The organism is Caulobacter sp. UNC358MFTsu5.1, from assembly GCF_000712075.1.
Classification (GTDB): domain Bacteria; phylum Pseudomonadota; class Alphaproteobacteria; order Caulobacterales; family Caulobacteraceae; genus Caulobacter.
Map to the genome: position 1 here is coordinate 223,180 of NZ_JONW01000010.1, position 13,959 is coordinate 237,138.

The window sequence follows — 13,959 nt, forward strand, 5'->3', positions numbered from 1 at the left end:
GGCCGACAGCTCGGGGCGTCAGGCCAATCCCGCCCAGGCCAAGCCGCCCGGCAAGTCGAAGTCGGCGTAGTCGACCTGCAGAACGCGGCGACGGCGCGGCGGTTCGGCGCGGTCCGAGGCGTGCAGGATCGGGGTGGCGTAGGCCCAGACGTCGCCGGTTTCCGCCAGGCAGTCGATCACTGGATGCTCTGCGGCGCGGGCGGCTGCGTCCCCGGCGGCCACGCGGCCCAGGCGGTGCGAGCCGAGGGCCGCCCGCAGCGGGGCGTTGGCGGCGTCGACGGGATCGAGGTGGACGCGCAAGGTGACCATCCGCGCCAGGATCTCGAACGGTGGTGCGACGTGCAACAGGTCATCCTTAGTCGACCAGGGGCCGAAGCCCTCGACCTCGACCCGCTGGGCGACCGGCAGGACGCGATCCTGATGCCAGGCCACGGCCCAGTTGGCGTCGGGCGTCTTGTCGAACATCACCGCGCGCACGGGACGAGCGGCGGGGGAGGTGAGGCGGGCGGCCAGGGCGCCGATCGTTCCGGCCGGCGCCAGCAGGTCGGCCAGGATGGCGTCGCCCCGCAGTCTTGCGCCTGGCCGGGCGCCGACGCGTTCGTCGGCCAGGGTTCGCAGGGTTTCGACGGTCCGGGCGGCGAGCGCGCCGGGAAACAGCGCCGCGCCGTCGCGGGCGAAGTCGAGAGGTGCGCTCATCCGAGACTCCGCCGCAGCACATGCGTCCAAGGGCCTGAAGCATCTGGCGAAAAGCCCTGCGCTTCCCAGAACGGCGCGGCGGCGGGGGAGGCGGCGGCGTTGCAGGTCAGGAGGTCGACCTGGTCGAGGGCTTCCTGCACCAGGGCCGAGGCCAGGGTGCGCGCCACGCCCTGGCGGCGGAAGGCGGGGCGGACGTAGAAGCGGCGCACGCGGCGGGCTGGCTCGGCGGCGGCGGTCTCGACGGACAGGCCGCCGATCCCCGCCAGCTCGCCGGCCAGCAAGGCGCCCAGCAGGGCCTCGCCGTCGCGGTCGAAGCGCTGGCAGCGGTCGGCCCAGCCCTGGGCCAACAGCGCCATGTTGCGGACGCCCTCGCTCGCCGCGTCGGCGAGGAGGGCGTCGAAGCCGTCCGGCAGGTCGTCGATGATCCGGATCAGCTGGATCAAGAAGGACTCCTAGTTGGCGCGCATTCTGATCGCCGAACCGGCTTCCACTTCGGCGGAATGCGCTTAGCCCGGCGAGATCATGTTCTCGGGGCGGACGTACTGGTCGAACTCTTCGTTCGTCAGGTAGCCGCCGCCGACGGCTTCCTCGCGCAGGGTGGTGCCGTTCTTGTGCGCGGTCTTGGCGATCTTGGCGCAGATGTCGTAGCCCAGCTTGCCGTTCAGGGCCGTGACCAGCATCAGGCTGTTCTCGACGCCCTTCTTGATGTTGTCGACGCGCGGCTCGATGCCGACGACGCAGTTGTCGGTGAAGCTGATCGCGGCGTCGGCCATCAGGCGCACCGACTGCAGGAAGTTGTAGGCCATCACCGGGTTGAAGACGTTCAGCTCGAAGTGGCCCTGGCTGCCGGCGAAGGTGACGGCGGCGTGGTTGCCGAACACCTGCACGCAGACCTGGGTCAGGGCTTCGCACTGGGTGGGGTTGACCTTGCCCGGCATGATCGACGAGCCCGGCTCGTTTTCCGGCAGGGAGAGCTCGCCCAGGCCCGCGCGCGGGCCGCTGCCCAGGAAGCGGATGTCGTTGGCGATCTTGAACAGGCTGGCGGCGACGGTGTTGATCGCGCCGTGGCTGAAGACCATGGCGTCGTGGGCGGCCAGGGCCTCGAACTTGTTCGGGGCGGTGGTGAAGGGCAGGCCGGTGATGGCGGCGATCTGGGCGGCCACCTTCTCGGCGAAGCCGATCGGGGCGTTCAGGCCGGTGCCGACGGCGGTGCCGCCCTGGGCCAGCTGCATCAGGGCCGGCAGGGTGCTCTCGATGCGGGCGATGCCGTTCTCGACCTGCTGGGCGTAGCCGCCGAACTCCTGGCCCAGGGTCAGGGGCGTGGCGTCCTGGGTGTGGGTGCGGCCGATCTTGATGATCTTGGCCCAGGCGTCGGACTTGGCCTTCAGGGCCGCGTGCAGGTGCTTCAGGGCCGGCAGCAGGTCATGGACGATCTGCTCGGCGCAGGCCACGTGCATCGCCGTCGGATAGGTGTCGTTCGACGACTGGCTCATATTGACGTGGTCGTTGGGGTGGACGGGCTTCTTGCTGCCCATCTCGCCGCCCAGCATTTGGATCGCGCGGTTCGAGATCACCTCGTTGGCGTTCATGTTCGACTGGGTGCCCGAGCCGGTCTGCCAGACCACCAGCGGGAAGTGCTCGTTCAGCTTGCCTTCGATCACCTCGTTGGCCGCGGCGACGATGGTCTCGGCGATCTTCGGGTCCAGCTTGCCCAGGGCCAGGTTGGCCTCGGCTGCGGCGCGCTTGACGATGCCCAGGGCGCGGACGACGGGAAGCGGCTGCTTCTCCCAGCCGATCTTGAAGTTGCCGAGCGAACGCTGGGCCTGAGCGCCCCAGTACTTGTCGTTCTCGACGGCGATCGGGCCAAAGGTGTCGGTCTCGTTGCGCGTGGCGGTCATGCGGCGGGTCTCCCGGAAAAACGGTCGAGCGGGGTCTAGACCCAAGGCGCGCGGAGGGCAACGCTCCCGGCTTGCGAAGGCGCGACGGCGAGGTTACGACAAGAACGTTCGAAGAACGGAGTTCGTCTGATGAGCCCTCACATCGCCCTGCTGCGCGGCGTCAATGTCGGCGGCCGCAAGGTGCTGAAGGACGACCTGCTGGGCCTGGCCAAGGACCTGGGCTTCGACGACGCCAAGACCCTGCTGGCCAGCGGCAACCTGGTGCTGTGGGGCAAGGGCGGGGACGCCGACATCGAGAAGCGCCTCGAGGACGGCCTCGAGAAGCGCATGGGCCTGCGCACAGAGTTCTTCGTCCGATCGCCCGCCGAGCTGAAGGCCATCATCGACGGCAATCCCTATCCGGACGAGGTCAAGAGCCACCCCAACCACCTGCTGGTGCACTTCATGAAGGCGCGGCTGCCGGACGAGGACGAGGCGATCCTGCGCGCGGCGATCACGGGCCCCGAGACCTTCAAGGTCGGCACGCGGGAGCTCTACATCGACTATCCCGACGACGTCGGCCATTCGATGCTGGATCGCGATTGGAAGAAGACCAAGCGGGCCCCGCTGGGCACGGCCCGCAACTGGAACACCGTCCTGAAGCTTGCGGCGATGGTCGGGCTCTGACTGCGATCATCCGTTTGTTTCATAAGGCTTTGAAGCTCGAAACGGCCTGAAATCCATCCCAGCACGGGAGTGATCAGGTAATCGAAAAATCATCTCATATTTGACAGCGCTGTCTTTCTTGGTCATAACTCCCGCAACGATAGGGGAGGTGACCATGGGATCGACGAAAGTCGGATCCGGGCGAGTGATTGCGCTCGATGTCTTGAGAGGACTGGCGGTCGCGGGCATGACCCTGGTGACTAGTCCGGGGTCCTGGGATCACAGTTACGCGCCGCTGAAGCACGCGGCCTGGAACGGCTGGACCCCGGCCGACCTGGTGTTCCCCACCTTCCTGTTCTGCGTCGGCATGGCGATCGGCCTGTCGGCGCCGCGCCTGCGGGCCGGGGACCCGACGTCCGCCGCGCTGTGGATCAAGATCGCCCGGCGCACCGGCCTGCTGATCCTGCTGGGCCTCGTGCTCAACGCCCTGCCCACCTTCGACCTGGCCCATCTGCGCATCCCCGGCATCCTGCAGCGGATCGGCCTCTGCTACGCCCTGGCCAGCGCCATCTGCCTGCTGCCCGCCAAGCCCGCCGCCGACGGGACGCTGCGGATCGACATCGGCGGCGCCGCCCTGGCCGCCGCGGCGCTGCTGGTCGGCTATTGGGCGCTGCTGGCCTTCACGCCGGTTCCCGGCTTCGGCGTCGGGCGATTGGACTCCAACGGCTCGCTGCCGGCCTTCATCGACCGGGCGGTGTTCACGATCCCGCACCTGTGGCCCTACGGCCTGACCGAGGGCGTGGGCGTGACCTACGATCCGGAGGGGCTGCTCTCGACCTTCCCGGCCACGGTCAACGTCCTGGTCGGCGCGATCGCCGCCGCCCTGCTGACCCGGCGCGCGGAGCGGGGCGGGGAGACGGCGGGCGGGCTGGTCCCGCTGCTGGTCCTCGGCGCGGCCCTGGTGATGGTCGGCCTTGCGCTGGACCCGGTCGTGCCGGTCAACAAGCGGATCTGGACGTCCAGCTTCGCCCTGTTCAGCAGCGGCGCGTCGCTGGTCGCCCTGATCGTGCTGCAGGTGGTCCTGAAGCTCCGGGCGATCGAGATCGTCGCCGCGCCGCTGAAGGTGCTGGGCGGCAACGCCATCCTGGCCTTCGTGGTCTCGCAGGTGCTGGGCGCCTGCGCGGGCCTGGCGCTGATCCATCGGACGGGCGGGACCGACCTGACGCCCCAGGGCTTCGGCTACGAGACGGCCCAGCGCCTGACCACCGATCCCTATCTGGCCTCGTTTCTGTGCGCCCTGGCGATTCTGGCCTTGATCACCGCGGCGATCGCCCCGCTGCATCGCAAGGGAATCCACCTGCGGCTCTAGTGATGGCGAGGCGGCGGGCGGTCCGATATACGGACGGGACGTCAGGAGACATCCCATGCTCGTCGCCACCACCAACGATCTGCCCGGCTATCGCATCGTCGCCCATCTGGGCCTGGTGCGCGGCGTCACCGTCCGCTCGCGCAGCGTGATCGGCAACATCGGCGGATCGATCCAGTCGATCTTCGGCGGCAAGCTGTCGATCTATGTTGACCTGGCCGAGGCGGCCCGCAAGGAGGCCTACGACCTGCTGACGGCCCACGCGGCCGAACTGGGCGCCAACGCCGTCATCGCCATGCGCTACGACGCCAACGAGATCATGGAAGGCATCACCGAGGTCCTGGCCTACGGCACGGCCGTGAAGGTCGAGCCGATCGCGTAATGGATGACGGCTGGACGCATCACGGCAAGGTCCGGGCCCGCGAGGCGGACGGCCAGCTGACCCTGGTGGTCGACGGCCTGACCACCCAGGCCAAGTACTACAAGCCCCTGATCTACGAGTTCTTCCGCAAGGTCTGGCGCGGCTCGCGCCCGGCCTGGGGCGAGTTCTCGGTCGAGATCGGCATGGAGTTCGTCGGCGAGCCGCCATGGATGGACCTGGACAACCTGGCCAAGGCCCTGCTGGACGCCATCAAGGGCTACGCCTTTCACGACGACGCCCAGGTGGCCCGACTGCTGGTCGAGCGCCGACCGGCCGAGCGCGAGCGCATCGTCATCGTGGTGCGGAAGCTAGACTCGCGCTTTCTGCGGTCCACGCTCGAAGATTGACGCCCCCACCGAGACCAGCAGAACCAGCATGAAGGCGCCGTAGCGGCCCACGCTGGCCGGGTCGTCGGACATCAGTTTCTCGAAGTGGGCCAGAACCAGATCGGCGCCGGCCAGGATCGGCAGGCCGAAGGCCATGGCCGGGAACAGCCGCCGGGCGCGGGGAATGCGCCGCAGCCGCGCGGCGACCTGGAAGACGAAGGTGGCCGCCGCGGCCGCCGCGAAGGCGTTCAGGGCGTAGAACCAGAAGGCCTTCTCCAGCAGCCCGCCGCCGTAGGCCGCGTAGAACAGGGTGGCCGCGAGCCAGGCCATAAGGCCGGCCAGACCGAAGATGGCGGCGTCCAGTTTTGACACGATCGGCTCTCCCCCGAGGCTTGCTCGGGAGAGGTGGTGCATGGGACGTGCCGATTTAAACTCCGCTCATCCCGGCGAATGCCGGGACCCAGATCCTATGGCGGTGTGGATGATTGGAAGGGCGCGGTGCTGATGGCGTCAGCCTCAAAGCCATTCCATCTGGGTCCCGGCATTCGCCGGGATGAGCGGATAAAAGTCAGGTGTTCCAGAATTCCAGGAAGCCCCAGGCGCCCAGCAGCAGGGTGAAGCCCAGGAAGATCAGGGTCGTGCAGGTGAAGGCCAGCTTGCGCAGCGAGGTCCAGCTGTCGACCCGCCGGCCGCCGCGCCACACCACCGGCAGCATGGCCAGGGTGGCGATGGTCAGCCAGGCGGAGACGAAGGCGCAGGCCGAGGCGCTGAGCAGCCACCCGCTGGGCCAGCCATAGACCACGTTGGCCACGTCGGACGCCCCGCCGGCGAACACGCCCACGCCGATCAGGGCGATCAGCCACAGGATGGACTGGATGGTCTGCATCAGGCTGGCGCGGGCCTGGGTCGGGGTCTGGCGCGCCTCGCGGCGGTCCCGGGTGGCCACGCCGATCAGGGTGGCCACGGCCGCCAGGGCGGTCAGCACGGCGAAGGCGATAAGCAGGCCCAGCTGGTGCGGGAAGCCGATGCGCTCGAACGCCGCGCCGCCCATCGGCGAGAAGAAGCGCACGACCTTGCCGTCGTCGCGCTGGAACACCAGCAGGCCGGGACCGCTGACCGGGGCGAAGGTGTCGGGCTGGCCGGTCGCCGTCCATTGGCTGGACTGGCCGTCGATCGTCAGGGTCAGGCGGCCGTCCGGCGCGGCGCGCACCGAGGCCTCGCCGATCAGGCGGTCGATGAAGCCCTCCAGCCCGCCGTACGAGCGGCGCGTGGTCAGGAACCGACCCTCATAGGCGCGGGCCTCGTCGTGCGAGATCGGGCTGGCGGCGGGGATGTCCGGGCGCGGGGCGTAGAAGCGCTCGATGATCGTCGCGGGCAGGGTGGCGGGCAGGTCGGCGCCGGTGTCGGTGTTGACCGCCACGAAGACGCCCAAGCCCAGCTCGGGAACCATGACCATGTTGGAGTGGAACCACAGGGTGGCGCCGGCGTGGCCGAAGCCGCGCTTGCCGCCGGGCAGGGGGATGTCCATGAAGCCGGCGTTCCAGCCGGGCGCGCCCTCGGCCGGGCGGTACATCGGCGTGCGGAACAGGGCGCTGGTCTTGGGCGAGAAGACCGTCTTGCCGTCGATCGTCCCGCCGTTCAGCAGCAGGGTCATGTAGCGGGCCATGTCGCCGGCCGTGCTGGACGCGGCGCCGGCGGGCGCGATGTGGCCGATGAACTCGGGATCCTCGGTCTGGAAACCCAGCGGGGTCCAGCGGAAGCCGTCCGAAAGGTCGGCGGCCAGGTTCGCGGCCATTGGGGGCGGCAGGTCGTCACGCCACGGACGGTTCTCGCGGAAGGTGGTGTGGGTCAGGCCGGCGGGCAGGATCACCTGGTCGGCGACCTCCTTCTCGAACGGCTGGCCGGTGACGTTGGCCAGAGCCGCGCCGGCCAGGCCGACGCCGTAGTTCGAATAGGCCGGCAGCAGGCCCGGCTCGCGCACGCGGTTGGGGCGCTCCTGGCGCAGGTACAGCTCCAGGGGCCGTTCGCGGCGCGGGTCGCGCTCGAACAGCTGGCCCAGGGCCCGGTCCTCGAACCCGGCGGTGTGGGTCATCAGGTCGCGCAGTCGCACCGGGGTCTTCTTGCCCTGGTCCTTCAGCTGCAGCTTCTCGGGCAGGTAGATGTTGATCGGGGTGTCCAGGCGCATGCGCCCGGCGTCCACCTCGTTCATCAGGGCGATCCAGGTGAAGGTCTTGGAGATCGAGCCGATGCGGAACAAGGTCTTGTCGGGATCGACCTTGCGGCCGTCCTTCAGGCTGGCCACGCCGTAGCCCTTCTTCAGCACCACCTGGCCGTTCTGGACAACGGCGATGGTCACGCCGGCGATGTGGTCGCGGACCATGCGGTCGCGCACGACGCCGTCGACATAGGATTCCAGGTCGGCGACCGGCAGGGGGGCGTGGCTGGTCAGGACCGGCGGCGCAGCGGCGTCGGGCGTCGCGGCCGCGGCGGTCGGGGACGCGGGCGTCGCGGCGGGCGTCACCGCGGCCGGAGCGGCGGCGCGCGGACGCGGCGCGCGGCGGCGGACGGTGGCCGTATAGGGGACCGGGGCCGAGGGCAGGTTGGCGGCCGGCGCCGACGGCGGCGGCGCAATGGGCGCGGCGTCCTGGGTCTCGGCCATCGTCGCGCCGAACAGACCGCAGCCGATGATCGCCGCCGAAAGAACGGCCCTGAACGAAAGACGCAGCGTCACGAACAAGACCTCGTCGGCTCATGGAAAATAAGGGTGAGCAGACTTCTAGGGTGTTCCGGCCGGGGATCAAAGGGTCTGTGGCCGGCCTTGGGCGCTTTCCCGTGGACGCTTGATCCTTCGGCAATGACCGAAAAGGCGTCCTCTCGGGCGCTAGAGCGTGGCGACGGCCTGCGAGGCCGCGTCGGGGCTGTAGAACCGGCACAAGCCCGAGGCCGGATCGGAGAAGGTTGTCACGGCCGCGTAGGGAACCGAGACGCGTTCCGGGCGACCTTTGAAGCTTAGGGTCACCTCGAATCGGGACTTGCCAAGTGAGAGGTCCCGGTACTGGTACTGGAGGATCACCGTCATCTCGTCGGGATACTGGGCGGCCAGATAGGCGGGGAGGGAAACACCCGGAACCGCCGTCTTGAAGGTGATGTTGAGCGCGTGCGGTTCGGGCAATCCGCCGGGGGCCGCCGCGTAAGTCAACGCGCTCCGCAAGGCGTTGCCCATGTCCGCCCGGGTCGTGGCTTCGCAGGCTAGGGACGGCTCGGAAGGACCATCCTGGGCGTGCGCGGATTGTCCTACGGCGTGGGCCAGGGACAAGAGGCCGGTCAGTACCGCCAGGCCAATGCCCTTGAACGGAGAATGCGTCGCCAAACCAAGCCCCCGTCCCTAATCAACCTCCGATGATCGTAGAGGCCGACGGTGTCGGAGGGAAGGGTCCGGTCAAGCTACGTGTCAACCAGGCGGCGGCGTTAGCGCGAGGGGGCGCGGGGGAACGCATACAGCGGCAGCAGCGGCCGCAGGCCGGCGCCGATCCACAGCTGGGGTTCGGAGGCCGGCTTGGCCCCGGTGTCGCGCTCGCGCCGGGCCACGCAGGCCTGCACCGCCCGGCCCAGGGCCGCGAAGTCGCGGGCGGTCGGGGCGGACGACAGGAAGCAGTCGTCGAAATAGGGGTACTTGTCGTCCTCGCTGCAGCCGAACGAGGTGCGGTCCGACCGCGCCGCCGTCAGGATCATCCGGTCGTCGCGCTGCAGGGGACGGACGAAGACGCCCGAGAAGCAGGCCGACACCACCACGATCGAGGGGCGCGCCGGGCAGGCGTCGTCGATCACCGCGGCCAGCAGGCTGGGCGGCAGGATGTCCTCGTCCAGCACCGCGCCCTCGGGCGCGCCGTGGCTGGTGAGGTAGAACAGGCAGCCGGCGGTGTTCTTGGCCGCCAGGGCGCTCAGATCGGCGTGGATGGCGCGCAGGTCGGTCTTGCCCGGCTTCACGGCGGGGTAGCGCTGGGGGCGCACGGAGTACTGGCGAATGGCGTCCGGCGAGAAGCCCAGGCCGGCCAGGGTGGCGCCGACGTCGCGGCGGGCGTTGTCGAAGGCCTCGGTGGGGGCGCCGGAATGGGCGTGCCAGTCGCCGGCCACGACCACGGCCGCCCAGTTGGCGAAGGGCGGAGCGGTCCGCGCCTGGGCGGACGCGGACAGCGCGAACAGCGACAGAAGCAAACCCAGGACCAGGCTCGCGAACCGCCGCATGGCCGCGCTACTTCTTGAACTTCGTGAACGGCGTCGGGATCGCCGTGGCGCTGGCCTTGGCCAGCAGCCGGCCCTCGGGGTCGTAGAGCTCGCCCTCGAGGAAACACACGGTCTTGCCCCACTTGACCACCCAGCCCACGCCCTTGAGCGGGCCGGGCAGGGCGGGACGCAGGAAGCTGGTCTTCATCTCCAGGGTGGGGACCACGCAGGTCATGCCCGAGGTGATCATCCCCGCCACCGACATGCATTCGTCCAGCATGGCGCAGACGAAGCCGCCCTGGACCTGGCCCATCGGATTGCCGACCGCCTCGACCGACGGCTCGAACGCGATCTCGACCCGGCGTTCGGCCTGGCTGACCGACAGCATGCGGAAGCCCAGGGTGCGGGCGCTGCCCGGCGGGTTCTTGGACGCGTGGAACCGCGCGAGGATCGCCTCGTCCGTCAGGGTCTGCGGAGTCTCCCCCACCAAGTCTTTAGGGGCGATGTCGCTCACGCGGCTATTTCTTGCGGAACTGGTCGAGGGAGATGATCTTCGGCGCTTCCTCGCCGCCCTCGGTGGTCGCGACCACTTCGGGTTCCGGGTCCGGCTCGGGCTCCTGCGGCACGATCTCGGGGGCCTCGAACTGCAGGGCGAACTGCACCGACGGGTCGTAGAACCGGGTCACCGCCGCATAGGGGATCGACAGCCGCTTGGGCTGGCCGCCGAACTTCAGGGTGACCGAGAAGAAGGTCTCGCCCGGCGCCAGGTCCCAGTACTGGTGCTGCAGGATGATGGTCATCTCGTCGGGATACTTGCCCAGCAGGTCCTGGGGACCGGAGACGCCCGCCGCCTGGGTCTTGAAGGTGATGTAGAGGTGGTGCGGTTCGGGCAGGCCGCCGGGCGCGGCGGCCTTCTTCAACGCGGCCTTCACGACGCCGCGCAGGGCGTCCTGGGCCATCGCCTCGTACTGCATCAGGTCTTCAGGCGGATTGGTCTGGGCCATGCGGTCCATCGTAAAGCGAGAACTGGAACGAAGCGCGCAGATTAGCCTGTCGCGGGGGCGGCGAGAAGGTGGGGGGAGTGGCGAATTTCGAAGAAAGAGGAGGTCGGCGCTGGCCCCCTCCGTCACGGCGCTTCGCGCCGCGCCACCTCCCCCGCTTCGCGAGGGAGGAAGTGGAGGGATTCTGTTGGCAGGCTCCCGCATCCCTTCGCAAGGAAGAGGAGGGAGCCTCGGCGATGTCGTGGAAAGTGGAGGGATTCTGTTGGCAGGCTCCCTCCGGGCCCCGCCTAAGGATCTGAACCCCTAGGACTTAAGAGGCGAGATCACCCGCACCGCATTACGCGGCGATGGCGAACTCTTCAGCGAAGTTATCGTTCGCAGTTAGTTTAGCGGCCCGATACGGTGAGCCACGCCGAGAGAAAGCAGACACCTTTACACGTCTGTCGATGCTGATCGGCCCCATGCATTCCCGTGATAACTCGGGAGGTTTTGGTGGAGCCGCCGGGAATCGCACCCGGGTCCAGTCCGCTTATTACGTGCGCGTTTATCCCCATAGTCCGGGCGAACCCGGACGGACTCAATATAGAGGCTGGGGGGCATGGATGGAAGGCCGCCCGTACTTTTGGCCGTAGCGGGGGTGGCGGCGGCGCTGGGCCGGGGGCGGCGGGGTCAGGCTCAGGCGGCCCTCGGTCAGGCGACCGGTCAGCTGGCCGCCGCCGTCCTCGAACAGGCGCACGTCGTCGCCGACCAGCTCGTAGTGGCCTTCGAACACCAGCTCGCCGTCATGACGCTCCTCGAACCGGCCGTCGAGGCTCAGTTCTAGGGCGACCGCCTGGTTGGCGCTGGCCCAGACGCCCGAGATGCGGCGGCCGATCAATGGGAAGCTCCGATAGCTGAAGCGGCGGTGATGAGGGCGGTGGCGGTCAGCCAGGCGGCGACGAACCACCGTGGCGCGGCCTGGGGCCGGCGGGGCGAGTAGCGTGTCATGATATCCTCGGGGGCGGACGGCCGCTGCGTCGCTCGGTCCCGAAGCGGGCGCTTCGGGAAGGGGCGGCGACGGCGGCGATGCGGGACGTCCCCACAATGACTCATGGATCGCCGTTCGCGATAGACCGATGCTGCCCCTTGATTGCACGATCCTGCACATCACCTTTGGCAGGCGTGACGGGGTGATCCCCCGAGCGTATGGCAACGTCCATCAGCAAAAGGAAATGTCGATGGTCGAGCAAGGCGAACTCGCCGCGCTGATTGAACGATACGCGCCTCATGACGGCGACCACACCGTGTGCGAGAAGGCCTCGCTGCACCGCTCCAGCCAGCCCACCGAGCCCAAGCACGGCGTGTTCGGCGCCGCGGTCTGCGTGGTGGCCCAGGGCCGCAAGCAGGTGCTGAGCGGCGGATCGGTGCTGGTCTACGACCCGCTGAACTACCTGGTCGCCTCGGTCGACCTGCCGGTGATCGGCCAGGTGATCGAGGCCTCGCCGGACGAGCCCTACCTGTCGTTCCGCATGACCCTGGACCCGGCGGTCATCGGCGACATGCTGCTGCAGCTGGGCGGCGAACCGGCCCTGGCCCAGGACGCCGGGCCGCTGATCCAGGCCATGGCCGTCAGCGAGGTCAATCCGCCCCTGCTGGACGCGGTGATGCGGATGGTCCGCCTCGCCGAGAACCCGCGCGACGCCGCCGTCCTGGCCCCGCTGCTCGAGCGCGAGATCCTGTACCGCATGCTGCTGGGCGACCAGGGGCCGCGCCTGGCCCAGATCGCCCGGGCCGACGGTCGCATGCGCCAGGTCAAGCGGGCGATCGGCTGGATCACACAGCACTTCAACCAGCCCTTCAGCATCGACGAACTGGCGGCCGAGGCGCGCATGAGCCCCTCGGCCCTGCACCGTCATTTCAAGGCCGTGACCGCCCTCAGCCCGCTGCAGTACCAGAAGCAGATCCGCCTGCAGGAGGCGCGCAAGCTGATCCTGGCCCAGCGGATGGACGCCGGCTCGGCCGGCCACGCGGTGGGCTACGACAGCCCCTCGCAGTTCAGCCGCGAATACGCCCGCCTGTTCGGCGCGCCGCCCCTGCGCGACGTGGCCCGCCTGCGCGCCCGGCCCGAGATCCTGCTCGACACCTAGGGCGCGACGTCGCCCCTCCTGGAGGTTTTCCCCCATTTCTGGCCCGGCCGAAGAGGGACAAGCTCGCCCCGCTCGCCTTCGGAGCGAGCTGGGAGAGGAGAGGGTCAGATGTCCAAGTTCGTGGCCGAGTTGATCGGCACGTTCGCCCTTGTGCTGTTCGGCTGCGGCGCGGCGGTCCTGGGCGGCGACCATGTCGGGCAGTTGGGCATAGCCCTGGCTTTCGGCTTCGCGATCGTGGCCATGGCCTACGGGATCGGTCCGGTGTCGGGCTGCCACGTCAATCCGGCGGTCAGCCTGGCGGCCTTCGTGGCCGGGCGGATGAGCGCCAAGCAGATGGTGCTCTACTGGGCGGCCCAGTTCGTCGGCGCCACAGCCGGCGCGGCGGTGCTGCTGTTCATCGCCGGAAGCACGGCCAACGGCCTGGGCCAGAACGGCTGGGGCCCCGGCTACGGCGGCGGGTTCGGCGTCGAGGCGGCCTTCGTCTTCGAGGTGGTGATGACCGCCCTGTTCGTGATCGTCATCCTGGGCTCGACCGGCACGGACTCGGCCCCGGGGTTCGCCGGGATGGGCATCGGCATCGCCCTGGCGGTGATCCACATCGTCGGCATCCAGGTGACCGGCGTCTCGGTCAATCCCGCCCGCAGCTTCGGCCCGGCCGTCTTCGTCGGCGGCCAGGCCCTGGCGCAGCTGTGGCTGTTCTTCGTGGCCCCGGCGATCGGGGCGGTGCTGGGCGCGCTGCTCTACCGCTTCAACCTGCTGAAGGTCGGCTGAGGCGCGCCCAGTCGGCGCGGTGGGCGCTTCGGCCTAGTGCGGCAGGTCGGACCAGTTGATGACGACCGAGTTCTTGGACTGGCCCACCAGGGTCAGCTTCTGGCCCTGGTCGTCGCTGAACACGTCGAAGATGTAGCGCGCGCCACGGACCTCGACGTTCCGCAGGACCTTGCCGGTGGAGTCGAAGGTGACCACGGCGAACGAGGTGCGGTTGTCGCCGTAGCTGAAGATCCAGGTCCTGGTCGAGCCGTAGTAGACGACCGGGCAGGTCTTGCTGGTCGGCGCGCCGTCGACCGGCGCGTTGATGCAGGCGGTCTGCAGCCCGGGCGGGATCGAGGGGACCTCCGCGGAGGGGACGAACTGGATCTGGGGCGTGTTCGGCACGGCCTGGGCCTGGGCGGCGGTCGCGCCCAGGGCGGCGGCGAGGCCGGCGGCGGCCAGCATGGATTTCAGGACGACGGTCTTGGCCATGGATCCCCTCCGGA

The 13,959-nt window shown here is 69.2% G+C and carries 17 protein-coding genes and 1 other RNA gene; 6 read left to right on the forward strand and 12 right to left on the reverse strand.

The window, feature by feature from the left end:
* Window positions 1-18: 18 nt before the first annotated feature.
* The 3 genes from BR39_RS0120435 to fumC all read right to left on the reverse strand — a co-directional run bounded on the left by BR39_RS0120435 (window position 19) and on the right by fumC (window position 2,594).
* Window positions 19-696: a phytanoyl-CoA dioxygenase family protein gene (locus BR39_RS0120435; protein WP_029915642.1), complete on the reverse strand. Its 678-nt coding sequence runs from the start codon at window positions 694-696 to the stop codon at window positions 19-21.
* Window positions 693-1,139 carry a GNAT family N-acetyltransferase gene (locus tag BR39_RS0120440; protein ID WP_029915644.1) on the reverse strand — a complete coding sequence of 149 codons (447 nt, stop codon included), beginning with the start codon at window positions 1,137-1,139 and terminating at the stop codon, window positions 693-695. Before BR39_RS0120440 ends, BR39_RS0120435 begins: the two co-directional genes overlap by 4 nt.
* A 63-nt stretch (window positions 1,140-1,202) precedes the next feature.
* Window positions 1,203-2,594, reverse strand: coding sequence for a class II fumarate hydratase (gene fumC, locus BR39_RS0120445; protein ID WP_029915646.1), 1,392 nt, complete (start codon window positions 2,592-2,594; stop codon window positions 1,203-1,205).
* Between the two features lie 129 nt (window positions 2,595-2,723).
* Between fumC and BR39_RS0120450 the strand changes: the two genes are divergently transcribed.
* The 4 genes from BR39_RS0120450 (at window position 2,724) to BR39_RS0120465 (ending at window position 5,373) form a co-directional block, all read left to right on the forward strand.
* A complete protein-coding gene (locus BR39_RS0120450; RefSeq protein WP_029915648.1) occupies window positions 2,724-3,260 on the forward strand; it encodes a DUF1697 domain-containing protein in 537 nt (178 codons plus the stop codon).
* 154 nt (window positions 3,261-3,414) lie between these two features.
* Window positions 3,415-4,608, forward strand: a complete 1,194-nt coding sequence (locus BR39_RS0120455; RefSeq protein WP_029915650.1) for an acyltransferase family protein — start codon at window positions 3,415-3,417, stop codon at window positions 4,606-4,608.
* Between the two features lie 55 nt (window positions 4,609-4,663).
* Entirely contained in the window at window positions 4,664-4,987 is a 324-nt protein-coding gene (locus BR39_RS0120460; RefSeq protein ID WP_029915652.1) for a YbjQ family protein, read from the forward strand.
* Window positions 4,987-5,373 (forward strand): RusA family crossover junction endodeoxyribonuclease, encoded by a 387-nt coding sequence (locus BR39_RS0120465; RefSeq protein ID WP_029915654.1) that lies wholly within the window; start codon window positions 4,987-4,989, stop codon window positions 5,371-5,373. The genes BR39_RS0120460 and BR39_RS0120465 overlap by 1 nt, the downstream gene beginning before the upstream one ends.
* Here BR39_RS0120465 and BR39_RS0120470 read toward each other — a convergent pair.
* The 8 genes from BR39_RS0120470 to BR39_RS26610 form a co-directional block, all read right to left on the reverse strand.
* On the reverse strand, window positions 5,335-5,724 hold the full coding sequence (locus BR39_RS0120470) for a hypothetical protein (RefSeq protein WP_029915656.1): 390 nt from the start codon (window positions 5,722-5,724) through the stop codon (window positions 5,335-5,337). The genes BR39_RS0120465 and BR39_RS0120470 overlap by 39 nt on opposite strands.
* A gap of 196 nt (window positions 5,725-5,920) precedes the next feature.
* On the reverse strand, window positions 5,921-8,083 hold the full coding sequence (locus tag BR39_RS0120475) for a serine hydrolase (RefSeq protein WP_029915658.1): 2,163 nt from the start codon (window positions 8,081-8,083) through the stop codon (window positions 5,921-5,923).
* Between the two features lie 150 nt (window positions 8,084-8,233).
* Entirely contained in the window at window positions 8,234-8,575 is a 342-nt protein-coding gene (locus BR39_RS25915) for a ClpXP protease specificity-enhancing factor SspB (protein WP_081916943.1), read from the reverse strand.
* A 245-nt stretch (window positions 8,576-8,820) separates the two neighbouring features.
* A complete protein-coding gene (locus BR39_RS0120485) occupies window positions 8,821-9,597 on the reverse strand; it encodes a C13 family peptidase (protein ID WP_029915661.1) in 777 nt (258 codons plus the stop codon).
* A 7-nt stretch (window positions 9,598-9,604) separates the two neighbouring features.
* Window positions 9,605-10,090 (reverse strand): PaaI family thioesterase, encoded by a 486-nt coding sequence (locus tag BR39_RS0120490; protein ID WP_029915663.1) that lies wholly within the window; start codon window positions 10,088-10,090, stop codon window positions 9,605-9,607.
* A 4-nt stretch (window positions 10,091-10,094) separates the two neighbouring features.
* Complete coding sequence (locus tag BR39_RS0120495) at window positions 10,095-10,580, reverse strand: SspB family protein (protein WP_029915666.1); 486 nt, start codon at window positions 10,578-10,580, stop codon at window positions 10,095-10,097.
* Between the two features lie 244 nt (window positions 10,581-10,824).
* Window positions 10,825-11,189, reverse strand: a transfer-messenger RNA (tmRNA) gene (ssrA, locus tag BR39_RS26240).
* The gene (locus tag BR39_RS26610; protein WP_029915667.1) at window positions 11,155-11,454 is read right to left on the reverse strand and encodes an Atu4866 domain-containing protein; all 300 of its coding nucleotides are present in this window, start codon (window positions 11,452-11,454) and stop codon (window positions 11,155-11,157) included. Before BR39_RS26610 ends, ssrA begins: the two co-directional genes overlap by 35 nt.
* A 340-nt stretch (window positions 11,455-11,794) precedes the next feature.
* Between BR39_RS26610 and BR39_RS0120505 the strand changes: the two genes are divergently transcribed.
* Together BR39_RS0120505 and BR39_RS0120510 are read left to right on the forward strand one after the other, a co-directional pair.
* Window positions 11,795-12,703, forward strand: a complete 909-nt coding sequence (locus BR39_RS0120505; protein WP_029915669.1) for an AraC family transcriptional regulator — start codon at window positions 11,795-11,797, stop codon at window positions 12,701-12,703.
* A gap of 108 nt (window positions 12,704-12,811) precedes the next feature.
* Entirely contained in the window at window positions 12,812-13,474 is a 663-nt protein-coding gene (locus tag BR39_RS0120510; RefSeq protein WP_029915671.1) for an aquaporin, read from the forward strand.
* Window positions 13,475-13,507: 33 nt separating this feature from the next.
* On the opposite strand, the gene BR39_RS0120515 is transcribed toward BR39_RS0120510, so the two are convergent.
* Complete coding sequence (locus BR39_RS0120515) at window positions 13,508-13,945, reverse strand: hypothetical protein (protein ID WP_029915673.1); 438 nt, start codon at window positions 13,943-13,945, stop codon at window positions 13,508-13,510.
* Between the last annotated feature and the right edge of the window lie 14 nt (window positions 13,946-13,959).

What these genes read in the sequence shown, in the direction of transcription:
- BR39_RS0120435 (WP_029915642.1), bottom strand. Translation starts at nt 696, where the DNA reads ATGAGCGCACCTCTCGACTTCGCCCGCGACGGCGCGGCGCTGTTTCCC.
- fumC (WP_029915646.1), bottom strand. Translation starts at nt 2,594, where the DNA reads ATGACCGCCACGCGCAACGAGACCGACACCTTTGGCCCGATCGCCGTC.
- BR39_RS0120450 (WP_029915648.1), top strand. Translation starts at nt 2,724, where the DNA reads ATGAGCCCTCACATCGCCCTGCTGCGCGGCGTCAATGTCGGCGGCCGC.
- BR39_RS0120455 (WP_029915650.1), top strand. Translation starts at nt 3,415, where the DNA reads ATGGGATCGACGAAAGTCGGATCCGGGCGAGTGATTGCGCTCGATGTC.
- BR39_RS0120460 (WP_029915652.1), top strand. Translation starts at nt 4,664, where the DNA reads ATGCTCGTCGCCACCACCAACGATCTGCCCGGCTATCGCATCGTCGCC.
- BR39_RS0120465 (WP_029915654.1), top strand. Translation starts at nt 4,987, where the DNA reads ATGGATGACGGCTGGACGCATCACGGCAAGGTCCGGGCCCGCGAGGCG.
- BR39_RS25915 (WP_081916943.1), bottom strand. Translation starts at nt 8,575, where the DNA reads ATGGGCAACGCCTTGCGGAGCGCGTTGACTTACGCGGCGGCCCCCGGC.
- BR39_RS0120485 (WP_029915661.1), bottom strand. Translation starts at nt 9,597, where the DNA reads ATGCGGCGGTTCGCGAGCCTGGTCCTGGGTTTGCTTCTGTCGCTGTTC.
- BR39_RS0120495 (WP_029915666.1), bottom strand. Translation starts at nt 10,580, where the DNA reads ATGGCCCAGACCAATCCGCCTGAAGACCTGATGCAGTACGAGGCGATG.
- BR39_RS0120505 (WP_029915669.1), top strand. Translation starts at nt 11,795, where the DNA reads ATGGTCGAGCAAGGCGAACTCGCCGCGCTGATTGAACGATACGCGCCT.
- BR39_RS0120510 (WP_029915671.1), top strand. Translation starts at nt 12,812, where the DNA reads ATGTCCAAGTTCGTGGCCGAGTTGATCGGCACGTTCGCCCTTGTGCTG.
- BR39_RS0120515 (WP_029915673.1), bottom strand. Translation starts at nt 13,945, where the DNA reads ATGGCCAAGACCGTCGTCCTGAAATCCATGCTGGCCGCCGCCGGCCTC.